This is a genomic window from Mucilaginibacter mallensis (genome assembly GCF_900105165.1).
GTDB classification, from domain to species: domain Bacteria; phylum Bacteroidota; class Bacteroidia; order Sphingobacteriales; family Sphingobacteriaceae; genus Mucilaginibacter; species Mucilaginibacter mallensis.
The window spans coordinates 2,292,391-2,318,492 of the sequence record NZ_LT629740.1 but is presented as its reverse complement, the minus strand read 5'-3'; the positions used below and the strand labels follow the sequence as shown (position 1 = coordinate 2,318,492).

Here is a 26,102-nt window from a genome sequence, read left to right as displayed (position 1 = left end):
ATTCAATGATTTATTTTAGACAAGATTTAGATATCCATCCTTTGGAAGATTTCATGGTTGTTGAATTTGTAAACACACAATAAACAAATCCATTAGATTCCTCCGAACCAACAATATTTTCACCTGCAACTAAATATCCTTTCCTTATAGATTGTACGTCAGCTGGGTTATTATAAAAATAGGCTCTATCGGTAGTTACTGTATATTGAATTTGTCTAGGCGAAACATTATTTGTTAATGTTGTATCGGCTAAAGAGGTATTAACGCTGGATGCTTGTCTTTGGGATGTATCTTTTGTTGCTGGAAGATTAACTTTACAAAAATTACTAAGTGCATTAACTGCGTATTTATTACCTAATTCAGCAGCTTTTTGCCAATCTGAACAGCCATTATCACTACCACCCATTTCATGCTTAGCAATACCCCTGTTACAATAATATTCACCGTTTTTAGGGTCAAGTTCAATTGCCTTGTCATATTCCATAATAGCACCCTCATAGTTCCTACCATAGGCCACTTCATTTCCTAATCTGAAATAATCTTGTGCAGTTGTGGGTTGTGTTGAGGGTGTATTATCAGATGTTGTAGTGGCAGCAGGCTCATTATAATTTTCTGAATCCTCAACTCTTTGCATAGAATCAACACGTCTATGGTCTGCTATGTTATTAGCTTTTTCCTCGTCATCTTGTGGTTTAATGACATATACATACAACAAGCCCATACAAATGAAAAAAGGGATCATAAAACCATCAACAGAATCTAACTTAATGGTTCTTTTCCCCAAATCAGGTCTTAAAAATTTGATGCCAGCTATGTAAAAAAGTATAAAATCAAGGGTATTATAAATTCTTTTAAAAATATAACCAAAGATTAGAAAGAAGGCTAAAAAGAAATAGCCAATTATATATAAAGTCATTAAAGCCTCAATATATCTCACTATCACTTTTATCGCCCAAGAATCTTGAATTCTCATATAAGGATTTTCAGGATTACTAAGGTACAAAATAATCTCAAAAATACAACATATCCGTTGTACAACATCCAAGTTGTTTACTATACTTATGTACTTCCAATGGAAAAGGAAGCACTACTTAAAAAACTTGGTGAACGTATCCGGGATATCCGAAAGGAAAAGGGTATTACACAGGTGCAACTTGCCCATTCCATAGGTAAAGATCAGCAGTCAATCCAACGGCTGGAAGCTGGTAATATTAATCCGTCATATTATTATCTATGTGAGATAGCTGAAGGATTAGATGTCAAATTGGAAGAAGTTATAAAAATCTGATGCTACTTCTTTTTTCCTGAATCAGGCTTCGGTGTGGCTATTAACAAAGTTTTATCTTTTATTATAGAACCTTCAGTAACTTTCACCGTAGTGGGTGGTTTTTTGGCAAAATTGATTTCTTGAAATTTCATAGAACTAAAGATAAACATTATTGATAAAAAGAAGGTAAGAAATACCGAAATCAACAAAAATAATCTACCATATCCAACTCTTTTTGCCCTGTGTTCATTGGTTTTGAAATTTCCATCTCTACAATCAGAAAACATTTCAGCTAAAAAATCATCGGTTTCTTTCTCTACAATAAGATCAGTTTTACCTTCGCTAATCAATTCATCTCTGAAGGCGTTCACATCATTACAAGCTGTTGGATGAGAATAGTCGTAGCCTATAGACCAGTTTGATATATTTACATATGACAATGTATAAGAAACTAAACTACATAGTACTGATATTAGTGTAAGAATTATTAAACCTAAATTTATATAACCCTCAAAGTTTAAAGTTATAGGATGATTAATAACTATGAAACTTACAATGCTTCCAACTCCTGTTAATATGGCGATAGGAATTAGTATTATGTCATCTAATTTATACTTCCACTCACGTTCTGAATTATATAAATCTCTAAAGGATTCAAGTCTCATGTTTTCGCTAATAAGGTTTGTAGTTTTACAGGTTCTATTTCTTTGAAATATACAAAATGTAATTAATAATAACCAAAATACTCCCATTTCTATAAATATCATGGGATAATTAATTAGTGTAAATATCTACTCAAATATTTCTTTAAGTCAAATTTTATTCCTATCTTTACACTATGATTTCGGACTTTAAAAGTATACTGGATTTAATCAAGACTTTCCCGTCTGAGCAGGAGTGCATCACACGCATGGAGCAGATTAGATGGAATGGTAATGTGATATCTCCATTTGACCCAGAATCTAAAATCTATAAGTGTGCAGGTAATAAATACAAATGCAAAAACACTGGTAAATACTTTAATGTAAAAACCAATACCATATTCGATAATACTAAAATTCCATTGGTAAAATGGTTCATGGCTTTGTATGTGTTCTCATCCCATAAGAAAGGAATATCATCTCACCAATTAGCAAAGGATATAGATGTAACTCAAAAAACTGCATGGTTTATTTTACATCGCTTGCGGTATGCTTTTAATCACCCTGATTTCAATATTAAGTTCACAGATGAAGTGCAGGTCGATGAAACTTATATGGGCGGTAGAGAGGCTAATAAACACAAAAAGAAAAAGGCTGGTGGCACACAAGGTAGAAATACAACCTCAAAAAAGCCTGTAATAGGATTAAGAGATAAAGATGGTCATGTCTATGCACAGGTTGTTAACGATGTAGGCCGTAAAACGATAGAAGACATTATAGACAAAATGGTTCCAGCGGGAGCAACAGTTTACACTGATGAATGGTTATCATATAATCGTTTGCATGAAAAGTATAATCATAAAAGAGTAAATCATGGTGCTAAACAATTCGTTAATGAAATGGCTCATACAAATGGTGTAGAGAACTTTTGGTCACATTTAAAGCGAGGCATTGATTCGCAATACCATTGGGTAAGCAAGCATCATTTACAGAGTTATGTGAATGAATTTGTGTTAAGATTTAACACAAGAAAAAAAGGAACGGCAGAACGTTTTGATTATATTTTATCTAATATTGTAGGAAGGTTAACATACGATGACCTAATCGATATTAAAAATGCCGCCCACAGAGTTAAAAATATTAAACCAACAAACCCTGCAATTGGGTGAAGCTAAAATAGCCTATTATCTATTAGAAGATAATCACGTTTACTTTTCTCAAAAAGACTTCAATAGTTATATCGGTTTAACTACTCCAACTGGAAAACCAGTATTATATCAAAATGATAAATCCATTTTTTTCAAAGATAAAGCAGGTGATTCTGATATTGCTGTACCATTGAGAAATATAATTACGGTGTGTGTTGGCAAAATAGAAGACAATATAAAAGGCGATAGCGATCCCAACGTACTATTCAAGTGCCTTTATATTTTATCTATTCTATCCGAAAAAGGACTTGATAAGTTAGAATCTGAAATCAAATCTGCAGAACCTGAGCAAGAGCCTGAGCCGGAAGTGAAATTTGATGATCTGCTTGCAGGGTTAATGAGAGTTCCTCCACCTAAAAAATCTAAATAAATTATTGAAATGGAACATTTTCAAACCTCAAAGAATATTCATTTGGCAATGGAAACTTTTTATGATTTAGGATATAATGATTTAGCAAATGATTTCTTTTTGTATTTAAAAAAATTAATTCAAAATGGTCATATTTTATGTATTTACTGGATAAATAGCCCTAACAAAGATGTATTAACTGAAATTCGTGATGTGATCCATTTAGATAAATTCAAAAATAGCTTAAAGTTACCTTTCCACTCAGTTTAAAAAACCAATGACCGACTTCACAGAAATTAACAAGTTAGATGAAATTCTTAAATTCATAGTTAACCAACCTAAGAATATAACATTCGGAGAAGTGAAAATAATCTTTAATTATCCAAATGAAAAAGAGATAGATGAGATTTTGCACAAACTGGAAAAAGATGGTTTTATACAAAGGATTAATGATTATAAAGACCCATCAAATCAGACTTTGCCCAACTATCTTTCCACTTTTGATGGAAGATTATTTGTTCATAGCGGAGGCTATAAAGCTAAAGCTTTGGAAAACGATAATAATCGTAAGTTGACTGATTCTGAACTTGCCCGGCACCAAATGCTGGATAATCATTTGGAAGCAAACACTTCCCGGCTGAACAGATTGACCTTATGGCTTGCGATTGGTACAATTGTTCTTGCTCTAAGTGAGATTGTGAAGTTTGTGATTTTTTGTCTTTCTTCCCAAAAAACTTTGTAATTAAATTTTTAAATATCTTCATTTAATATAAATACTTTCATTTGGTGTAAAGTAATATATCATTGCCTTGCAAAATTACGGTATAAGTGGGTGATCAATATGTAAACAAAAACATCTGACAAAAATTGAAACAGACCAATGAAAACATTAAAACGGCCGCCAGAGTATCCTATATAACTCCAATACAACGCAGCAACCGACCACCCGATAAGCTGGCATTTCCAATAAAGCGATATGGATATATTTTTTTTCAACTTGTGTTGCGCTGATTTATAAATCAAAGCAACACAATATACTTTATACTTAAAATATAAAGTACAGGAATGAAGTATTTTGGGGATGAGCGCAGTACCTGATTAATAAATCTATCTAAAATTCAACAACATAGCCCAATAAAAACTACTCAACACACCTTGATCGATTGTATATTCAGCAGTTTTGCTAATTTTTCAATTTTTGACGCAATATGTCCTTTCCCCACCGCACAATGATGTGCTGGACCATGAGCGTTCCAAGCCTCTACAAACCCTCTTGCTCCGATCGGAAACCTATAGCGGCTATTGGTATTACCAATTTCCAATATCGGACCAGCAACAGATTCAGCCTCGGCTATCAGTAATTGCACCTTGCCATCAACCGTTTCAATAACTGATAACAGGGTAACCGGGCCATGTTTAACAGACATCTCCACTGATAACCCGCTACCAACCTTACCATGATATACCTGTAAGGGTTTTACCTTTATTTTGCCTTCGGCAATAGCGGGGTGACAAGGCCCATCATGGCCCATTAATACAACATCATCTATAAAATCCATGGCATAATATTCCGTAAATGACCCGCCTGCACCAAAGCTATCCATTATCTTCATGGCCTGTGCATTCTTTATTTCATATTCGCCGGCCACAGGAATACCGCTTGCCGTTAGCAGGGATGTGCCCAGGATAACTGAACTCATAGTATCTTCATTTTGCGGGTTACCTGTTCCTTTATGATAATAAGCCAATGATCCTAAGCTGTATTTTTCAACTAGTTTATCAAGCGCTGCAGCGGTTATTGCTGCACGTTTTATTTCACTGGCAAGGCAATCTTCCTGTACGTCAAACCTGTTATAAAACGCTTCTATCTTTTTGCCGGCCTCCTGTTCACTTATCCCGTTTCTTAAACCGGATAGCTCATCAACCTCAATAATTTCAATATGACCGCCAAAAGTTGCGCATTGCAGCGTTAGATTTGAGTAGATATCCAACATACCGTTATAGTAATTACCCATAACACCGAGCCGGTTATAATACATGGCATGAGCTACTTTAGCGGCTGCAATCCATTCAGCAACCTCAGCCCATACAACAGGATCATTGTGCAACGTACCTGTAATCTGGTAAAAGGGAATATTTGACCGCTTAAAAACGTTAGCAATTTCAGGCACCGGGCACGCTGAACAAAAGCCAAGCCACTCACCTGTCATAGCTGTGCGATCTTTCATTTTATTAAACGCCGAATAATCAATAGCAGCTTCGGGTGCAAGGTTCAATACAATAACGGGTACTTTTGCCTTGCTTACAACCGGTAATACTGTTGATGATAAGGCATAAGTGGTAACATATAAAAATATCAGGTCTACCTCCTCGCGCCTAAATCGGCTGCCCGATTCAAATGCCTTTTCCGGCGTATCCACCAGCCCGAGGTTTACAACTTCGACACCATAGCCTTTTAACTTTTCATGTACCAAATCAACATAAGCGGCAAGGCGCTGTTCAAGCCCCTCAAATTGTTCCCAGTATGCCTGCAGGCCTATACCAAATAATCCGACCTTAAGCACAGGTTTAATATTTTTTTCAGTCATTTTTATTTTTCGCTGTATTGAATAGTAATTGGACTACAAGAAATTTTTAACGTCCCGGTTAACCTGCAACTACTGATCAATACGCATTCAATATTTTTTTTAAAATAATACGATGCCGAAAAACTTCAATAGCTGCTGAATCCCTAATCCTAAGGCTTCAGCGCTATTGGTATTAATTGGCAATCAAATGTATTTTGATTCAGAACGGCGAAAAATAGCTTATTTGATATTTGATATATAGTTTTTGATTCGAAATATTAATTATGTCATTTAGTTAATACGGTATAAAAATCTTAATAATTTTATAACATTGTTATAAACCAGCGGCATGCTTTAATGCCATGTATTGTCTTTTCATGATTTTGATTTATTTGCTTAATTTTCCGGGAGATGATTAATTATTATAAATATCTGCCAGTTAGCCAGGATGATGAAAACTGGGGATTATGTGTTTTAAACACCGGATGCACGCATGTGGAAGCTACAGGGTGCTACCCGTCAAAAACGCATCCCTCACACCATAATTTTGACTGGAGGAATGGCCGTATTTTAAACGAATACCAGATAATTTATATCACAAAAGGTAAAGGCATTTTTGAATCGGACCACTGCAAGATGAAAAACGTAAAAGCCGGCACACTTATCTTTCTCTTTCCAGGTGAAAGACATAGGTATAAACCGGACGATCAAACTGGCTGGGATGAATACTGGATAGGCCTTAAGGGAGAAATTCTGGACAATCTCGTTAAAAGAGATTTTTTCAGGCCGGAAACGCCCTGCTTATATATAGGGTTTAATGAAAATGTATTTAACTTATTTAATTGCATAATTGAAAAAACAAAGCAGGAGACTTCCGGATATCAACCCTCAATATCCGGCGCTGCGCTGCATTTGATGGGAAATTGTCATGCTATTACCAAACAGCATGCATTTGAATCGGAGGAAAATGAAGTAATTGTGAATCAGGCCCGGTTGTTATTTCGCGCCAATATCGCGGAAAATTTTTCCCCGGAGGAGGCCGCTGCTCAGTTGAATATTGGCTATTCCCGGTTTCGAAAAATTTTTAAAAATTACACAGGCTTGTCACCCGGGCAATATTATATTCAGCTTAAGATTGAGCAGGCAAAAGAGTTATTGAACCAACCCGGCATGTCTGTAAAAGAGATCGCGTTCAAATTAAACTTTGAATCTTATTTCTACTTTGCTAAGTTATTCAAAGAAAAAGCTGGCCTATCACCTACTGATTACAGAAAACGGGCAGCAGGGCAGCAATAATATGGTTGCCAGATGTAGCCGCGGACAAAACTAAAAAAGCCTGTTTTCTTAACGAAAACAAGCTTTTAATTAACTATTTGTTCCTATATCAATTGGTATAACCCCACATAGGTGGCACATCATCCGGCTTAGTGCCCCAGCTTTTGTTAGGCTTTGCGCCCATTACAAAATCAAGTTTACCTCCGTTCATAATATCTAGTTGGGTGATATAAGCTTTATGATAAGCTACACCATTCAGCTTTACCGATTGGATATAGCAATTTGCAGGTGAGCTGTTCTTCACTGTTACACTAAAAGTTTTCCCATTGCTCAATTGCATAACAGCATTCTTTAATATAGGCGAGCCAATAGCATAAACACCGTTTGCCGGGTTTACCGGGTAAAAGCCCATCGCACTAAAAGTGTACCATGACGACATCTGCCCACAATCTTCATTACCCTGATAACCTGATGAAGAATTGTTATACAACTCGTTTAAAACCTTAGCTACATAAAACTGGGTTTTCCATGGCTGCCCCGCATAATCATACAAATAAGCGATGTGATGGCTTGGCTCATTACCATGTGCATACTGACCTATAAAGCCAGATGCGTTTCCGTTTACATCACCCGGCTTGTTAGCCAAAGAAAAGAAGGTATCCAATTTAGCGGAGAATGATTGATTACCTCCCATCAATTTGATCAGATCGGGCACATTTTGCGGTACATACCAAGCATATTGCCAGGCATTGGCTTCGGTATAAGGGCTACCGCCGTTACCGCCATAATCCAGCGGGTTGAATGGGGTAACCCATTTACCATCCTTATTTCTGGCCTGGAAGAAACCGGTTTTAGGATTATAAAGATTTTTGTAAAAAGCTGATCTCTTCATAAAATGCTCATAATCCGCAGTTTTGCCTAGTTTTTTGGCTAACTGCGCTACGCACCAATCATCATAGGCCATTTCAACTGTTATAGATACCGATTGTGATTCAATATCTTCAGGTATATAGCCGTACTTTTCCCATGTGGTAAATGGCGAACCGGGATGATCCGTAGTTGCAGATGCCTTTATTGCTTCATAAGCCTTATCAATATTAATACCGGGGATACCTTTTAGTATGGCATCGGTAATTACCGGGATGGCGTGGTTACCTATCATACAATAATTCTCGTCGCCCCATAATTGCCATATGGGCAGGTAGCCATAGGTATCATATTGCCTTATCATGCTGTTAATAAATGCAGCTGTTTTCTCAGGCTGAATAAAAGTATACAGCGGGTGCGCGGCCCTGTAAGTATCCCATAAGGAAAAAGTAGAATAATGCGCCTTATCCGGTGCATTACCAATTGTAAGGTCTGATGCCTGGTAATCGCCATTAACATCTGCCACATTATTTGGCTGAGTAAAGGCGTGGTACAGACCAGTATAAAATATCTGTTTTTGTTGCAGGGTGCCGTCAACTTTTATCTTTCCCAATTCTGTTTCCCATTGGCTTGCACTTTGTTTACTCACCTGGTCAAAATCCCAACCTGCTAGTTCCGCCTGCATATTTAAGCGGGCATTCTGTATGCTAACCGGCGAAAGGGCTACTTTTACTAATATCTGTTCGTTATCAGTTGTATTAAAGTTTAAGGCTGCCCTTAGCGAAGTGCCATTAATTATCGGCATATTTTCAACACTTCTGCGGCCATTAGCCAGCACGGTGCTGGTGAATGGTTTGGAGAATTCAGCATGGAAATAAACCTTGCGCAACTTTGCCCAGCCGGTTAAAATACGGTAGCCTTCAATTGTTGTGTTATTCACTACCCGTATTTCGGCGCCAATAATGTGACATTGCCAGTAACTCCTTTTTTTATCCAGCGAATGGTTCAAATCAATAATAATATGCGCGCTGTCACTCTTTGGAAAAGTATAACGGTGTAACCCTACATGCGAGGTGGAGGTCAGCTCCGCATTAATACCATAATCTTTCAGCATTACCTGGTAATAGCCTGGTTTGGCTGATTCCTGCTGATGCGAAAAAGTGGAACGATAGCCGCTTCCCTTAACTTCGACTTTACCAGGATCCAGCTTAACCGCACCAGTGGTAGGCATTAATAAAACGTCAAACAAGTCGGCTACACCGGTACCGCTTAAATGGGTATGACTAAAACCGACTATGGTTTTATCATTATAATCGTAACCAGATGCCGGGTCGTCCGGCGCATCACGCGTATCCGGGCTCAATTGGACAAAGGCAAACGGCGTTGTTGGCCCCGGAAAATTACTACCTGAAAGGCTGTTTGTATCCACAGCTCCAGTGCCAATAAAAGGGTTTACATATTGAATTAAATTGCCCGGTTTGTTAGTTTGTGCGAATAATAACTGCCCTGAAAGTACAAAGGCGGTTAACAATATTTTTCTCATTATACGATATTAATTAAATACTTCGGCCGCTGTTAATTGTGCGGCTCCCCTCTTAAATCCCTCTTCAGTAGTTTATTTATGCCTGCTTCCCATAACGAATGCGAGTTCACCACCATTCAAAATATCAGCATGGCTGATGAAGTAACTCTTTAATGGTTTGCCGTTCAGTGTTATCTTTTGTATATAAACGTTTTTAGGGCTTTGATTCTTTACGTTGATGGTAAAGCTTTTGCCATCTTCCAGGTTAATGGTAGCATGGTCAACCGCCGGACTGCCAATGGCATACTGATCCGAGCCCGGAGCCACCGGGTAAAAGCCCAGTGAGCTGAAGATATACCAGGCACTCATCTGGCCGGTATCATCATTGCCGCCTAAGCCATCGGGAGTCGATTTGTACATCTTTGGCAGGATCATCCTGATCTTCTCCTGTGTTTTCCAGGGTTGATCCGTCCAGTCGTACAGGTAGGCATCATGGTGGCTTGGCTCGTTGCCATGCACATAGTTACCGATGATCCCATCCTTGGTGATGTCCTCTGTCTCTGCAAAGTATTTGTCCGGCAGGTCATAGCTGAACAAACTGTCCATATACGTAATGAAGCGTTTGTTGCCACCCATCGCTTTTATCAGTCCTTGCGGGTCATGGGGTACATATAGGGTATAGTTCCAGGCATTACCTTCTATAAAACCCATATCGATTGTTGTAAACGGATCGAACTTTGTTTTCCTGAATGTGCCGTCCGCCTCTTTCGGATGCATAAAGCCCGATTTAGGGTCATATACATTCTTCCAGTTTTGTGCATATTTTATAAACTGGTTGTAAATGTCTGTTCTGTTGAGCTTTTTAGCCATCTGTGCGATGCACCAATCGTCATATGCATATTCCAGTGTGGAGGATACTGAGTTAGCATCCTTTTCATCCGGGATATAACCATTGTCCATAAACAGGCCTATGCTTTGGTAATCCCGGTGGGTAGCCGTGGCGATGCAGGCATCCAGCGCTTTGTTGGCATCAAAGGGGGCGTTACCTTTTATCACGGCGTCCGCAATAACCGATACACTGTGATAACCGCTCATACACCAGTTCTCATTAGCGCTGTTGCTCCATACTGGCAGCATGTGCTCCGGGCTTTGTTCGTAATGGGCCAGCATGCTTTTGATCATATCGGCATTCCTGTCCGGCTCAATAATATTAAACAGCGGGTGCAATGCCCTATGGGTATCCCATAAACTAAAGGTGGTGTAATTGGTAAAGCCATCAGCCTGGTGCACGTTCTGGTCAAGGCCTTTGTATTTGCCATCCTCATCCATATAGATCGTTGGATTGATCATCGCGTGGTACATCGAGGTATAGAAGTTGATCTTATCATCTTCGCTTGCCTTGATCTCGATCTTATGCAGTTCCTTTTCCCATAATGCCTGGCCATCGGCCTTTACCTTTTCGAAATCCCAGTCTGGTACTTCTACCTGCATGTTATTTAATGCGCCATCCATGCTTACCGGCGAGATAGCCATTTTTATCTTGATCTTTTCCCCCTCATCTGTATTAAAATCAAACCAGGCCTTTATTTGCTTGCCTGCAATCTCGGGAAAGTTTTTTGTTTGGTTGAACTTAGCCCAGAAACCTTTATAGGGTTCTTTTGGAGTATAATTGGCAAAACCATGGGCGGTAAAATGTTTGTTGAATGCCATGGCAAAGTATAGTGTCCTCGTCCTGGCCCAGCCATTGGTTTGGCGGTAGCCTACCAGCGTGCTATCGTTCAATATTTTCACATAGGTCCACACGTTTTTGCCGGGATAGTTATAGATGCCCGCCATCAGGTCCAGTATAATATGGGCCTGCTCTGTTTTGGGAAATGTATATTGGTGAAAACCTACCCGCGCGCTGGTGGTCATTTCAGCGATGATGCCGCTGGCATCCAGCTTTACTTTATAATAATTAGCCTCGCTTACTTCATTCGCATGCGAGAAGCCTGACCGGTAACCGCTGCCGGGCTTATCGGTCGTACCGGGATTCAGTTGCAGCTTACCTACCGTAGGCATCACCAGGAAATCACCCAGGTCCGAGTGGCCCGTGCCACTGAAGTGGGTATGACTGAAGCCCACAATCGTTTTATCCGTATACTGGTAGCCCGCACAGTATTTATATACATCTGGATTATACTTACCGTTAAGGTCGTAGCTGAGCGTGTCTGTCTCCGGGCTCAACTGTACCATCCCAAATGGTACCGTAGCCCCAGGGAATACATGCCCCATACGATCAGTGCCGATTATGGGGTGGACATACTGTACTAAATTCGGGGTTTGGGCCGTAACATATAGCGCGGCTAAACAGAATACCGCTGTAAATATTTTCTTCATTCTTTTTAATTTTTCCCTGACAAGGAAAATGGAAAATCTTTGTCTTTAATGCCCCTGCTTTTATTGGGTACATCGCTCATCCCTACATTAATTACTGCGCCCTGCATCAAAGCTTTATGGCTTAACCAGTTATAATCATAAGGCACACCATTAAAAGTCATTGTAGTGATGTACTTATTTTTATCGCTGTTTGCCGGGGCATTGATAATTACTTTTTTGCCATCTTCTAACGACAAAGTTACTTTTTTAAACAATGGCGCACCTAAAACATACTGATCACTTGCCGGGGTTACCGGGTAAAAGCCCATTGCCGAAAAAACATACCATGCTGATGTTTGGCCATTATCCTCATCGCCGCAATACCCATCGGGTGTAGCTTTGTACATCCGGTTCATGGTTTCACGGGCCCAGTATTGTGCCTTCCAGGGTTCACCAGCATAATTGTACAGGTAGATCATGTGCTGTATAGGCTGGTTACCATGTGCGTATTGGCCCATATTGGCAATCTGCATCTCTCTTATCTCGTGTATAACACCTCCATAATAGGTGCTGTCAAAAATTGGCGGTAATGAAAATACCGAATCCAGTTTAGCCACAAACTTTTGTTTACCACCCATCAAATCAACCAGGCCCTGAATATCCTGAAAAACACCCCAGGTATAATGCCAGCTATTGCCTTCGGTAAATGCATCGCCCCATTTAAATGGATTGAACGGCGTTTCAAAACTTCCATCCTTATTTTTTCCGCGCATTAATCCCGTTTGCGGATCAAATAAATTCCGGTAGTTCTGGCTGTGTTTTCTGTATACTTCAATTTCTTCTTTTGGTTTACCTAAAGCTTTGCCCAATTCATATATAGCATAATCATCGTATGCATATTCAAGTGTCCGGGCTGCGTTCTCATCGATATTTACATCATAGGGTACATAACCCAGCTGATTATAATATTTTACACCATAACGCCCAACAGCTGATATAGGACCTTCATTATTGGCACCGTGTACCAGCGCATCATACAATGTATTAATATCATACCCGCGCAAGCCTTTAAGGTAAGCCTCGGCAACAACTGATGCCGAGTTATTCCCCACCATAATATCTGCATAACCCGGGCTCGACCACTCCGGCAGCCATCCACCTTCCTTATAATCGTTAACCAGGCCTTCCTGCATTTCTTTATTGATGGATGGATACACCAGGTTCAAAAACGGATAAAGTGCCCTAAACGTATCCCAGAAACCGGTGCCACCAAATAAATAACCCGGCATTATTTTACCGTTGTAGGGGCTATAATGTACAATCTGATTTTGGGTATTTATTTCATACAGTTTATTAGGAAAAAACAACATACGGTACATACATGAGTAAAATGTACGCATCTGATCAATACTTCCGCCCTCTACATTTACACGGTTCAATGTTTTGTTCCAAACTGCTTTTGCTTTTTGGCAGGTAACGTCAAAACTATCATTGCCTAATTCCCTTTTCAAGTTAAGTTCCGCCTGATCAAAACTGATGAATGACGATGCTACCCTTAAATTTACCACCTCGCCCTTTATTGTTTTAAAGCCGATAACTGCACCTGAGTGGGTGCTAGTTATTTCAAGAGAATCTTTGGCAATAGTTTTACCATGCCAGGTTTCGGCAATGGTGAAGGGTTTGTCAATATAAATAACAAAGTAATCTTTAAAGTTATCCATTTTACCACGGCTATACTTAGTGCTGTAGCCTATAATTTTCCCTTCTTTTGGTAAAATTTTTATATAAGAGGCTTTATTGAAAGCATCAACCACAATAAAGGAACTATCTGATTTCGGGAAGGTAAACCTGAACTGTGCAGCGCGTTCAGTAGGTGTAATTTCGGTAGTTACATCGGCATCGGCCAAATAAACGCTATAATAGTAAGGATGTGCTATTTCTGATTTATGCGAAAACCAGCTGGCCCGCCCATCCTGGTCAAATTTCATATGGCCGGTAACCGGCATAATCACAAACTGACCATAATCATTCATCCACGGGCTGGGTTGATGAGTTTGTTTAAAGCCCCTTATTTTGTCGGCACCGTAAGTATATTGCCAGCCATCGCCCATTTTACCTGTTTGTGGGGTCCAGGTATTCATGCCCCATGGCAATGCTATTGCCGGGTAGGTGTTTCCGTTAGAGAGATCAGGCTTTGAGTCTGTTCCCATTAAAGGGTTAATATAATCAACCAGATCATTGGCCTTTTCGGCTTGTTGCCCATATACAGATGCAACTATCAGCATAAAAAAGGCGCTAAAAAATAACTTCATTTAAATAATTGTTTGTTTTGATGTTTAATCAATAGTGATCAGCCACACGTATTTATAGCTATCAATATATTATACCATGTTTAAATTAGGGTTGGCTGAGTAAGCGGCCCAAAGTTCATCTAATGTTTTACCTGTGGCATTTTTCCAGCTGTTATCAGTAAAAGTGTGTGCACGTAGCTGTGCATCAAAATCCTTCACCAAACCTGCTTTTACATTATTTTCAACCCATACCAAAAAACGTGCGGTTACACGGTAAGCATTTTCATAGCTCTGGGTGCTTTTATAGGCAGGTAGCGTCCAGTTTGCACCGGCGTTATCTACGCCAAACTTAAAACGGGCATAATCAGCAATACCTTCGGTTAACCAGCCCGGGCCGTTGCTGTCGCCATAATCCTGTACAATATGCATCACTTCATGCGTAACCACATCAATATCTTTTGGATGTTTGGTCATATACTTCGAGCTGAAAACAACCCGGGCGTTAGCTGTAGCCGCTACACCCCCATATGCCGTATCAATAACAAACTTTACAGTTTTAGTAGCTTTTTTATTATAGGTTTTTGACAGCTTGGGATACACTTCAAAAAATGTTTCAACCAGTTTATCTATTACAGGTTGGCTAAAAGCTGGGTCCTGGTTTTCGACAGTTAAGATATAGCCTTTTTGCTTATATACTTCGGTTGATTGAGCGTAACTGTTATTAGCAAATGCAGCAGCGAATAACAGGCTGAAAAGAAATAGTTTTTTCATGAGCAATGATTTATACGAATTAATTTAAAATGCAAATTTAGTTGGGTAATGTAAATCCGGCACAGTGATTTGTACTGTACCGGATTAAATAAATAATATTTATATAGGATCTCTTGTAACGTGTGGCACATGAACTGTTATCAGGTAAGTACCTTGCTGGAAAAGCTGGAAAGCAAACCTCGGATTTGCGCTATAGATACGATCAGCAGTTGGTGTACTACCGGCATCGTACTTAACAAACTGGCTGGGAATACGGTAATATATAAGATAACCGTATGCCGATTGTTGAAAAGGGAAAGGCGTTATTTCAAAATTACAGGTTAACGATGTATCGGAAGCAATTAATGGATGGAACTTAGCATATGTTTCAAAATCACTCCGATCACCACGCGCAATAATTTCACCTTTACTCGGATTAAATGGCACACCATTTTCATCAACCAGTTTTAAAATAGCCAATGTACCTGTAGTGGACAACTGTTCAATAGTTACTAGAGGGTTACCGGTGTCTCCATTAGCCGTTGTGTTATCCTGGAACCATGCGCTACCCCCGGCATCAATTTCGTATGCAGGCCCGTCAAACAAGGTAAAAGTACCAATGTTCTTATAAATTTTTGACCCATTTTGATTGGTGGCTTTAATATCAAATTCATAAGTACCTAAGGGCACATTAGCTGTAGTTTGATAAAATGTAAATCCGCCGGTATGAATATTAAAGTCAAAACAAGGGCCGTCAACAAGTTTACGATGGGTGTTCAACAACGCTATTGTGGTATCTACATTAGGATTAAATATGGAAGTAAATACATAGTGATTTTGGGGACGATATACAGAGTCTGCATGCTTGTGCGTTGTCGCGTTCCGGATGTCAAGTAACTCATAAGTAACAGGTGCGCTTGAACCATCGCTGTTTACGGGGTCTGTTTGCACAACATTGCCACGTTGTATTTGAATGGGGCTATCCGGATATCTTATCTGGCTGCTCAAATAACCATTTGGAGCTTTTGTGCAGCTTACAACGCCACTGCATAAAGCGGCTGTTATAAAAACTTTATATAGTTTTTTCATATTATAAAAAATTTAACTCCTAATTATTTATTTACGTTATTAAAATAGGTGAAGGTGTGATCGTTACTCAGCACGTGTAAGACCCCGGTTGTAGTTAATATACCCGTGGTTTGACACAGCGTGTTTAAAATCTGGCTTGGATCAAGCTGTTTTACTGTTGTTGAGTCCAAAACCGGCGGAAGCGGGAAATCTTTGGTGGCAACGAGTTTACTCAGGTAAATATATTGAGGTTCTGTTGTAAATAAAGTACTGGTATAATCCGTAGTAGGTAATAGTTGAATCAACCTTACTTCCCCATCATCGGCTGTAGCAAGCGTTCCTGCGGGCGTTAAGTTATCCCTTGTAAATTTCCCTTTGAACATGTAAGCCCTTAACGAATCTTTTAAAGATGAAAAATTCAGGGAATCGAAAGTAAATTTCAGGTTTTCATTATTTTGCTCTGTTTGTAACTCCGCTTGTTTGGCGAGCACAAAATTATGGATGGAATAATTAGTAACTGCAAAAAATGTACCGCTTGAATTTACTTCATCTTTTAAATCCATTTTATTAATCATAATAACCAGCGTATCAAAAAGATGGTTAGTCTTAAGATAATCATAGGTTGTCATATTTACCTTAGCCGTAAATAACGTACCGCCGATAACATCACTTTTTTTGCAGGAATAAAATGCGGTGATTAAAAAAGCACATAGCGTAAAATATTTAAATGTTTTCATGTCTCTTGAGTTTTAAAAGATTAAAGTTTTCCTTGCCAGTAAGGGGTTTGTGTAAGGGTAAAATCGTCTTTAAACATATTGGGATCAACCGGCCATAACCAGCCACCCTTTGGTGAACCATTTAAAAACTGGGCCGACGAGAAACTTTGATTATAATTAGTAAGTTGTTTAGTCCGTACCAAATCATAATAAGATTGCCCTTCGTAAAATAATTCACGTAAGCGCTCTTCCAAAATTGCAGTGGCAAGAGCGGAACCGGCTCCTTGATATGGAACTGTATTAGCCCTGGTACGAATTTGGTTAAGCAGCGTAACAGCTTCCGCGTCCCTGCCTAAGTGATTAAGCGCTTCGGCACGTAATAACATGATATCCGCCAGGCGGAAAATAATGATGTTATTAGATAAGCGCGGATCATTTTGTGCTGAGCCATCGGCATACGTAATATTGCTGTATTTTATAGTTTGCCCAGCACTTGATGTTGGCTGATAAAAGAATTTGCGTATTCTTATATCATTTGTGTCTGTATACAATCTATTAAAATAACTCGTGTTCAAAGGCCACTCCAGGTAAGTTTTCTTAGCAAGGAATGGTGCCTCTAAAGTTGGTATATAACCACCGCCATTTAAAGCTAGGCCTTCATTCTGGCTGTAATCAATATTTATCTCAAAAATACCTTCTGCTGATTTTCCAATAAATATTTTGGAGTAATCGGCTGAGTCAAGAAGTGAGTACCCCCCCTGTGTAATAACCGCGTTGGTTGCTGTATCACATCCCGCGTAATCGCCCATCCATTCTTTAATGTGCGCCTGTAACGCCATTGCCGAACCTTTGTTAGCACGTACCGCTGTTTGACTTACGTCGGTGTAGCCGTACTTTAAATCAGCCTCAGCAATTTTCAAATCCGCAAGGCATTGCGCTAAAACGGTTGCAGCAGGTGAACGTGGAATGTTTACAGCTGTGCTAATATCCAAATCAGGAGCCAATTTAAGCGGCACGTCGCCCCATACCCTACTCATGTAAAAGTAGATGTATGCCCTTAAAAAATAGGCTTCACCGGTTATCTGTAATTTATCATCCTGGTTGGTAAATTTACTGATATCGATACCCGGAACTTTATTAATAATTAAATTAATTTGTTGTATCAGTTGATAATTACTTTGCCAGTTCCATATGCCGGGGCCTACGTTTAAGCCTGTAAACTGACCTAATGCAACATTAGCGTTAGCATCGTCATAAGCAGTATTAGGGCTAAACTCGCCTGCCGGAATGTCACCAAACACATAGTATGAATAATTATTCAACAGCGTTGACCTCAACAAAGCATAAGCGCCGGCTATTGCTGTATTGGCATCTTCACCATCGGTAAAATATGCACTGGTGAATGTTGCATCATGAGGCTGCAGATCTAATATTTTTTTGCAAGATACTGCACCAAATAAACAGGCTAGTGACACAGCGCTGATTATTGATTTCTTAAAATATTTTTTCATTTTCTTGATTTAATTGATGTGATACACTTATAAAGAAAGGTCTAATCCAAGCGTGAATTTTTTAGGTATTGGGTAACCATTACCATTATAAACCCCAAATGCGTCAACTGCTTCAGCATCAGGAACACCTTTTGCCTGAAAAATATGCAGGTTATCAACCATACCATATACTCTCAAGCGTGATAAACCCAGTTTTTTTATTGCGTCCGGGTTAAATGAATAGCCTATTGTTACTGTTTTAACCCGTAAATAATCACCACTTTGAAGCCATGCTGTACTCACTGCAGCATATTTGTAGCGCGTACCTGATACAGAACTCAATGAAGGATATTTCGCGTTATCGCCCGGGTTTTGCCAGTAGTTGATACCTGATAGATCAGGAAATGCACTGTTAACTAAATCATCATATACGTTTGAATTTCCATCATTTGTTGGAACCAAGTGTGATAATTTACCAACCAGGTAGTCGTTGTAAATTGTTCTGTCAAGCGTGAAAGTGCAAAACACAGTTAAACTCCAATTTTTATAAGAAAAATTATTGTTAACACCGCCTACAATTCCAGGATTAGGATTGCCGGATGCAACATAGTCATTCTGATCTAAAACGCCATCTCCGTTTTGGTCTTTCCATATCGGGTCACCGCCTTTAAAAGGATAGCCGTAAAAGTTTAACACCGCGCCTGTAACAGGATTTACAGGTACGTCGGCGTCAGTTTTATAAATCCCGGTTTGCTGGAACAAAAAGTACGTATTTATTGGCTGCCCCTGTCTTAAAATATAACTTGTCGATCCGCCGTTTATTAGAATATCGCGGCCTCCGTTCGGCAGCGAAGTGACTTCATTTTGATTGAATGCTATGTTAAAGTCTGTTTCCCACTGAAATGCACGGGAAGGTTTAAAATAATGTGCGATAAAAGTCATCTCCAAACCTTTATTCTGAGTCCCGATCGCATTGGTGGTAATTGTTGTATAACCTGTTGTTATCGGCACGTCAAGAGAAAAAATACCTTGTGCAGTACTTTTAACATAGGCGTCTGCTACAAAACTAAAACGCCCATCTAACATGGTAAGATCAATACCAATATTGGTTTGTTTTGAATGTTCCCAGGTTAAATCCTTATTACTTATACCACCATTAAAGTTGGGAGATATTGCAGGAATGCCGTTATAAGTGTAAGATAAATTTGCGCCGGTTTGCGGGCTGCTACTGCCAGGGAAAGACCCTGCACCAACGCTATAATTATTATACGATAAATAGTTATTCCCATCATCCGGCTGCCTGCCTGTGATACCAAAGCTTCCACGTAGTTTTAGGAGCGTAAGCCATGAAGATTGATCTTTCAAAAAGGCTTCATCGCTGATGATCCATCCCGCTGAAATAGATGGGAAAAACCCGGCTCTGTTTCCTGAGCCAAATTTAGAAGAGGCATCTTCATTCAATACGCCCGACAAAAGATATCTTCCTTTGTAATCGTAATTTAGCCTTAGGAATTCTGTTTCTATACCATTCTCCTGCAAATCTGAAAAAGCCGTTGAAGCGTTTTTATTAACTACATCAACCACACTGATCTGATCATTTGGTATACCATCAGCTTCTGCATCTGTTGCTCTATACTGATGATATTCCATATTTTGCCCCATTAATAAGTTGATATGATGATCTTTGCCAAGGTTGGTATTGTATTGTATTGTGTTACTCATCAAATAATTAAACTGATTGTCAGCAAAACTCGCGGCATACCCTTCACCGCTTAACCTGTACGCACCCGGCGTGTAAGTATCATGGCGGCTATTGGTTGCCTCATAAGAAATTACTGTATTAAATGACCATTTTTTAGAGATCTGCCAATTGATGTTTGGGCTAATTGAGATGCTATTACTGGTGTTATCGTCGGTGTTAATTGAGGTGTTACCAAAAATAAAGTTCTGCATAGCTGGTGATAAATACAGGTTGGATGATGGAAGCGGACTGGAAGCATAATAGCCACCAGTGAAAGGATCTGCTCCTCCGCTCAAATCACTGACAGATCGGGGCCGATCTAACCTATAATACCTGATCTGCGTGTTTATTTTAAAATTTGAGGCTAAATTCAATCCAATATTACTATTGAAGGTGTAGCGTTTAAGCCCTGATTTTTTAATTATACCATCCTCGTTATAATAATTTAACCCATAACGGTAAGTAACCTTATCATTTCCGCCACTTATTGCGAAATCATAATTATCCACTAACCCGGTTTGGTAAATCTGTTTTCTGTAATCATTGGCGTTATTAAATGCCGGGTTCAAAGTATCTGTTAATATTTGAGGGATATCTTTCAGATTACCATAATCGCCGTAATGTTCGATCAACGCTAATTTAGCCCTGGTTTCTGCAGCACCAGTTAATATTTTATCCAATGCAGGTTTATCAGTTATACCATGATAGGTTGAAAAATTAATTTTTGTTTTGCCGGCAACGCCCTTTTTGGTTGTGATTTCAATCACACCACTCGCCCCCCTTGACCCATATACCGCGGCTGCAGAAGCATCTTTTAAGATAGCGATGTCTGCTATATCGCTGATCGGGATACCTGCCAAAACATCTGTACCGGTTCCACTTCCATAACTGATGGCCGCAATATCATCGGTGGTTTGAGGCACACCATCAATCACATATAATGGACCGCTAACCGCCCTTGCAAGGCTTGCTTTTCCTGCTGCTGTTGTATTATCACTGCTAATGTTTCGAGCCACAGCAGTATTACCCCTTATAGCAACGGTACTACTAACACCAGGCTCACCTGAAAAATTCTGAACATCCAAACCCGCAACTCTTCCCTGAAGTAATGCATCAAATGTTGGTGCCGGAATATCTTCTATAGTTTTTGGATCCAGTGAAGTTATTGCCGCAGTAACACTCCTGCGCGATACCTCCTGATAACCAATTACAACTGCATCTTTAAGCATATGCTGGTCGTTCTTAAGTTCAACAACAAGGTTGGAGTTTGGAGCATTAACCTTAATAACCTCGGTAATATACCCTATCATTCGTATGGTGATAGTTTTACCGCTCTCAACGGTAATTGAAAACTTTCCGTTGTTATTGGTTGGAGTACCGTTGGTAGTACCGGTTATTATAACACTTGCACCGGGTAAAGGCCCGTTCATATCCTTTACTATACCACTTACAGTCACTAATGGCGCACTTCCTGTCGTACTTTGGGCATTAGCCGCAAATACCCCGGCAAATAGCATCGGGATAAGGCATATGCGGTAAAGAATTTTTTTGTAGAAAAATTTAATCATAATTAAAAAATTGATACGTAATGAATGATTGTTGACGTGCTGAGGCCCCGCCTCTGAGGCGGGCAGCTTTAACAGCTTACTTCTTGATTTTTACTTTACTCCTTTTTATCCATGCAAACACATTTATGTTAATGATCTTATATTTAGTTTGATAAAACGTTTTATCAAATGGGCAATAAAATCCCCTACCTGATAAAATCTGGAACGCATATTAAATAGCTCTGGAACGATATTTTGCCCGGAATATATTTTCTTCCGTGCTAAATTAGGACTGTATGATAAGAATTGATCTTACCGGTGATAAAACATGATAAAAGGTTTTACCAAATGCAATGGCCTATATTGGACAAGTGCATAATCCAAAGATATTATAGTAAAATGTTTTATCAAAATATTTTACTATAATATTACTAAATCGATATACTTTTATTAATTCTTCAACAATATGGCAATTTTATAGCCATAAAATGAAAGTTTTACTTTTATATATTATCAATAATTTAATAAAAATTAAACACCAGGAAGTTTCACAGTCAATCAGAGCAATAAAACTCATCAAAAGTTAAGAAATCAAAAAAAGAATTGTGTTTATAGGTGGGCCTATTTTATTTCACCAATAGTTAATAATTCGTTCTATACGGTACTTTTTGCTATGGTCGATCCGCGCTCAATTAGCTGCGCCGGGATCTGCAATTTTATTGTGGAGATATCGTATTTATCGTTAGTCATCTGAGCTAGCAGTACATCAATTGCCGACTTTGCAATTTCATAGGTAGGTTGCTTAATAGTGGTTATGCCGGGAGGGTAAAGGGTAAAAATTTCGTTATCATCAAAACTTATTATCGCCAAATCATCAGGAATATTCACATTAAGCTCGTTTATACTCTGTAACCCGGCAATACCAAGATAATTGGTGGTAAAAAATACCGCATCCATCTGGGGGTTTTGTTTAATAAATGTTTTTATAGCAGCTATTGCCTTTTTATTCTCCGTATCAAATGGCAGTTTGTATATCAGTTTAGCCTTCTCTGTAATATCATTTGCCTTTAAAGCATCCTTATATCCCTGCATACGGTCTTGCAATTGTACCAGATCCAGATCAGCAGTTACAAAACCAATATTTCTGTAGCCTGATTCGATAAGAAAATTAATGGCCATATAGGTGCTGTTATAATTATCAACCAACACATGCGGAATATCATGCCCGGGGAAATAGCCATCTATAAGCACTACCGGCTTGCCATTTTCAACAAGGGATTGAATTTCGGTTTCCAGGCCCTTCATAGGGGTAATTATATAGCCATCAACTAATTGCTGTTGCAGCATCTTAATCGCATCCCTCCCCTTTTGTATATTATTATTAGTACTGCAATATATAACACCGTAACCTGCTTTTTCGGCCACCTCCTCAATCACACGTGCCATGGCCCCGAAAAATGGCCCTCCTATGGTTTCCACTATTAAGCCAATAACTTTGGATACACCTGTACGCAATCCCACAGCCATCCTGTTAGGTTCATAACCTTCATTATGGGCTACTTCTAATATCTTTTGAGAAATTTCCTTACTGATACGCCCCTTACCATTTAATACAAAAGATACAGTGGTAATAGAGGTACCAGTAAGTTTTGCAATGTCCTTAATTGAAATTTTCCTTTTAATCATACAATTTGCACAAGGCAATTAACCGGGCTTATAATTTTAACAGCAACAAGCGTAATACAGTATAAAACTACGAAAAATACTCACTTGGTGTTTAAACACTTGCGCTTTTTTGAATCAAAGTACAAGTTGTTGATAAATCCTTTTACTAAAATAATTATTATATTATCGATACTTAACCTATATTGCAATTAACTAATAATTGGCGCTAATATTATATGCAGCATTTAATATTAATATGAGCATTACTCCTAAACTCAACCGTTTCGATCTATCCATGATTGTCATCAGCCTGGTTATAGGCATGGGTATTTTTGAAACACCAGCACAGGTGGCGCTCAATGTTAGCAACCCCTACCTGTATTTTGGTGCCTGGATTTTTGGAGGAGCCATCAGCTTATGCGGGGCACTTACTTTTGCTGAAATTGGTGCCCGCTACCCTACTACCGGCGGTTTTTATAAGGTTTTCTCGCATTGCTTTCATCCGGCCTTCGCCTTCATGATTAATTGGATAGTTGTGATCAGTAACGCAGCATCGGTAGCCGCAGTGGCCCTTATCGGTGCCGAATACCTAAACCCCTTGCTCCTGCCGCCGCATCTGCAACATACCATAGGTATTAAACTCATATCTATGACTTCAGTACTTATTCTTTATGGCAATAATTTATTCGGCATAAAAATGAGCTCACGGGCACAAAATGTATTTACAGTTTTTAAAATTGGATTGATACTGGTTTTGTGTACCAGTATATTTAAAAGCAATTCACTGGTGGTTGTAAATATGGTAAATACCCCATTGGTGCAAGATAACATAAGCGGTTTTGGTATGAGCCTGGTAGCTGTATTTTTTACTTATGGTGGCTATCAGCAAACTATAAACTTTGGGGGTGATAGCATCAACGCTAAAAGAAATATACCTAAAGCCATATTTATCGGTATGATCACGGTTATATTTCTGTACCTGCTCATCAATTTTGCTTATTTCAGGGCATGGGGGCTTGAAGGATTAAGGCATAAGCCCGCACTGGCGGCCACACTGGCAAGCGCCATTTTTGGCGATGTGGGATATAAGGTAACTTCCTTACTGATGTTTATTTCGGTAATGGCATTTATCAATGTAAATATCATGTCGAATCCAAGGGTATATTATGCCATGGCAGAAGATGGCATATTGCCTCAAAAATTCAAACAGGTTAATCAAAAGACTCAGGTACAGGTATTTGGCTTAAGCTTTTTTGTGGTAAGTGTAATATTTGTATTACTATTTGTTAACTCGTTTCAGAAAATCCTAAATTACGTGATGTTCTTTGATACCATCGGATTATCCACCGCGGCGGCATCCATCTTTATCTTACGAAAAAAGACCAGGCACCTGGATAAAACAGGTATTTATACCATTAAATGGTACCCGGCAATCCCTATTTTATTTATTACTACTTACTGGTTTGTTACCATAACTATTTTTATTAAAAACCCGATGGCCGCTTTCATATGCCTGTGTGCATTCATTGTCGGCCTGATCATATATTTTACTACTAAAGCCAATAAAAGCCCAATTAACCCCTCATGATGGACCTTTCATTTATACTTAATGAGCTTGGCGAAGAAAGAGATAACTATTTCAACGCAGTATCGCCGCCAATAATACAATCCAGCAATTTCAGCTTTAATACAGTAACGGAGATGCGCAATGCTATGTTAGATGAATTTGACACCAATTTATATTCAAGGGGCCAAAATCCAACGCTTACTATACTCAGGAAAAAACTGGCTGCTTTAGATGGTGCTGAGGATGCGTTACTGTTCACCAGTGGTATTGGGGCAATAAGCGTTCCCTTACTTACTTTATTAAAAACCGGTGATCACATTATTGCAATTGAAAACCCCTACAGCTGGACAGCCAAACTTTTTAATGATTTTTTGCCCAAATTTGGTATCACTACAACATTTATAAACGGGTGCGACTTTGATAATTTTGAAAAGGCTGTTCAACCACAAACCCGGCTTATTTACCTGGAAAGCCCCAACTCTTATAGCTATGAATTGCAGGATATAAAAAGAGTTGCTGATTTTGCGAAAGCCAGGGGCATTATGACGATGATCGATAACAGCTATAGTACAGCTTTATTTCAGCAGCCTATAGCCATGGGTATTGACCTGGTAGCGCAATCAGCCACAAAATACATTGGTGGGCATTCAGATGTAGTTGCCGGGGTACTTACCGGTAGCACAACACTTATTAAACAGATTTTCGAACACGAATTCATGAATTTAGGGCCTGCCATATCCCCTAATTCAGCATGGTTACTATTGAGAGGATTAAGGACACTACCGTTGCGTTTGCAACGAAGCTTTGAAAGCACAAAGATAATTACCGAATGGTTAAGCAAACATCCGGCTGTTCAACAGGTCATCTGGCCATTCAGCGCCGATTTTCCACAATCGGCACTAGCCCACCAACAAATGCTGGGTTGTAGCGGGTTATTCAGCTTTACACTAAAAGACAGCACATTTGCTAAAATTGAGCAATTTTGTGATCAGTTATCCCATATATTGATAGCTGTATCATGGGGTGGATACGAAAGTCTGATACTCCCTGTTATTGCATCGGTAAAAAAGCAGCAGTATGATTTGGATAACAAACAGCATCAGCTCATCAGAATGTACATTGGACTGGAAGATCCTGACTATTTGATTAAAGATATGCAGCAAGCTTTTGATCATATCGCCTGATTAACTATTCGACAACTAACTTGTAAATG

At 39.1% G+C, this 26,102-nt stretch carries 20 protein-coding genes; 8 read left to right on the top strand and 12 right to left on the bottom strand.

Translation table 11 applies throughout. The features are described from left to right. Positions 1-10: 10 nt before the first annotated feature. Positions 11-973: a tetratricopeptide repeat protein gene (locus BLU33_RS09510; RefSeq protein ID WP_091371635.1), complete on the bottom strand. Its 963-nt coding sequence runs from the start codon at positions 971-973 to the stop codon at positions 11-13. 99 nt (positions 974-1,072) lie between these two features. Between BLU33_RS09510 and BLU33_RS09505 the strand changes: the two genes are divergently transcribed. Continuing rightward, positions 1,073-1,288, top strand: a complete 216-nt coding sequence (locus BLU33_RS09505; protein ID WP_091380370.1) for a helix-turn-helix transcriptional regulator — start codon at positions 1,073-1,075, stop codon at positions 1,286-1,288. A 2-nt stretch (positions 1,289-1,290) separates the two neighbouring features. On the opposite strand, the gene BLU33_RS09500 is transcribed toward BLU33_RS09505, so the two are convergent. Then, the gene (locus BLU33_RS09500; RefSeq protein WP_091371633.1) at positions 1,291-2,034 is read right to left on the bottom strand and encodes a hypothetical protein; all 744 of its coding nucleotides are present in this window, start codon (positions 2,032-2,034) and stop codon (positions 1,291-1,293) included. A 71-nt stretch (positions 2,035-2,105) separates the two neighbouring features. On the opposite strand from BLU33_RS09500, the gene BLU33_RS09495 reads away from it, so the two are divergent. Genes BLU33_RS09495 through BLU33_RS09480 form a run of 4 tightly spaced genes read left to right on the top strand, consistent with a single transcriptional unit; the run spans position 2,106 to position 4,207 of the window. Then, on the top strand, positions 2,106-3,077 hold the full coding sequence (locus BLU33_RS09495; protein ID WP_091371631.1) for an IS1595 family transposase: 972 nt from the start codon (positions 2,106-2,108) through the stop codon (positions 3,075-3,077). Then, positions 3,025-3,486, top strand: coding sequence for a hypothetical protein (locus BLU33_RS09490; RefSeq protein WP_157682100.1), 462 nt, complete (start codon positions 3,025-3,027; stop codon positions 3,484-3,486). The genes BLU33_RS09495 and BLU33_RS09490 overlap by 53 nt, the downstream gene beginning before the upstream one ends. A 9-nt stretch (positions 3,487-3,495) precedes the next feature. Next, positions 3,496-3,735 (top strand): hypothetical protein, encoded by a 240-nt coding sequence (locus BLU33_RS09485; protein ID WP_091371626.1) that lies wholly within the window; start codon positions 3,496-3,498, stop codon positions 3,733-3,735. Between the two features lie 7 nt (positions 3,736-3,742). Beyond that, entirely contained in the window at positions 3,743-4,207 is a 465-nt protein-coding gene (locus BLU33_RS09480; RefSeq protein ID WP_091371624.1) for a hypothetical protein, read from the top strand. Between the two features lie 403 nt (positions 4,208-4,610). On the opposite strand, the gene BLU33_RS09470 is transcribed toward BLU33_RS09480, so the two are convergent. Further along, entirely contained in the window at positions 4,611-6,053 is a 1,443-nt protein-coding gene (locus BLU33_RS09470; protein ID WP_091371619.1) for an arabinose isomerase, read from the bottom strand. A gap of 390 nt (positions 6,054-6,443) precedes the next feature. Here BLU33_RS09470 and BLU33_RS09465 point away from each other — a divergent pair, with 390 nt between their 5' ends. Continuing rightward, entirely contained in the window at positions 6,444-7,328 is an 885-nt protein-coding gene (locus BLU33_RS09465) for an AraC family transcriptional regulator (RefSeq protein ID WP_091371615.1), read from the top strand. 88 nt (positions 7,329-7,416) lie between these two features. Here the strand turns inward: BLU33_RS09465 and BLU33_RS09460 are convergent, their stop codons facing one another. The 9 genes from BLU33_RS09460 to BLU33_RS09420 form a co-directional block, all read right to left on the bottom strand. After that, positions 7,417-9,717: a GH92 family glycosyl hydrolase gene (locus tag BLU33_RS09460; protein ID WP_091371612.1), complete on the bottom strand. Its 2,301-nt coding sequence runs from the start codon at positions 9,715-9,717 to the stop codon at positions 7,417-7,419. Positions 9,718-9,789: 72 nt separating this feature from the next. Next, positions 9,790-12,075 (bottom strand): GH92 family glycosyl hydrolase, encoded by a 2,286-nt coding sequence (locus BLU33_RS09455; RefSeq protein WP_091371609.1) that lies wholly within the window; start codon positions 12,073-12,075, stop codon positions 9,790-9,792. 5 nt (positions 12,076-12,080) lie between these two features. After that, positions 12,081-14,366 (bottom strand): GH92 family glycosyl hydrolase, encoded by a 2,286-nt coding sequence (locus BLU33_RS09450; protein ID WP_091371606.1) that lies wholly within the window; start codon positions 14,364-14,366, stop codon positions 12,081-12,083. 69 nt (positions 14,367-14,435) lie between these two features. Next, positions 14,436-15,116, bottom strand: a complete 681-nt coding sequence (locus BLU33_RS09445; RefSeq protein ID WP_091371604.1) for a basic secretory protein-like protein — start codon at positions 15,114-15,116, stop codon at positions 14,436-14,438. Positions 15,117-15,215: 99 nt separating this feature from the next. Continuing rightward, on the bottom strand, positions 15,216-16,184 hold the full coding sequence (locus tag BLU33_RS09440; RefSeq protein ID WP_091371603.1) for a DUF5007 domain-containing protein: 969 nt from the start codon (positions 16,182-16,184) through the stop codon (positions 15,216-15,218). A gap of 23 nt (positions 16,185-16,207) precedes the next feature. Further along, positions 16,208-16,900: a hypothetical protein gene (locus tag BLU33_RS09435; RefSeq protein ID WP_091371601.1), complete on the bottom strand. Its 693-nt coding sequence runs from the start codon at positions 16,898-16,900 to the stop codon at positions 16,208-16,210. Between the two features lie 20 nt (positions 16,901-16,920). After that, positions 16,921-18,390 (bottom strand): RagB/SusD family nutrient uptake outer membrane protein, encoded by a 1,470-nt coding sequence (locus BLU33_RS09430; protein WP_091371600.1) that lies wholly within the window; start codon positions 18,388-18,390, stop codon positions 16,921-16,923. Positions 18,391-18,417: 27 nt separating this feature from the next. After that, positions 18,418-21,678: a SusC/RagA family TonB-linked outer membrane protein gene (locus tag BLU33_RS09425; RefSeq protein ID WP_091371598.1), complete on the bottom strand. Its 3,261-nt coding sequence runs from the start codon at positions 21,676-21,678 to the stop codon at positions 18,418-18,420. Between the two features lie 633 nt (positions 21,679-22,311). Further along, positions 22,312-23,343 carry a LacI family DNA-binding transcriptional regulator gene (locus BLU33_RS09420; protein WP_091371597.1) on the bottom strand — a complete coding sequence of 344 codons (1,032 nt, stop codon included), beginning with the start codon at positions 23,341-23,343 and terminating at the stop codon, positions 22,312-22,314. A 235-nt stretch (positions 23,344-23,578) separates the two neighbouring features. Between BLU33_RS09420 and BLU33_RS09415 the strand changes: the two genes are divergently transcribed. Both BLU33_RS09415 and BLU33_RS09410 read left to right on the top strand, forming a co-directional pair. Then, positions 23,579-24,910 carry an APC family permease gene (locus BLU33_RS09415; protein WP_091371596.1) on the top strand — a complete coding sequence of 444 codons (1,332 nt, stop codon included), beginning with the start codon at positions 23,579-23,581 and terminating at the stop codon, positions 24,908-24,910. After that, entirely contained in the window at positions 24,907-26,073 is a 1,167-nt protein-coding gene (locus BLU33_RS09410; RefSeq protein WP_197684586.1) for a trans-sulfuration enzyme family protein, read from the top strand. Before BLU33_RS09415 ends, BLU33_RS09410 begins: the two co-directional genes overlap by 4 nt. Positions 26,074-26,102 lie beyond the last annotated feature (29 nt).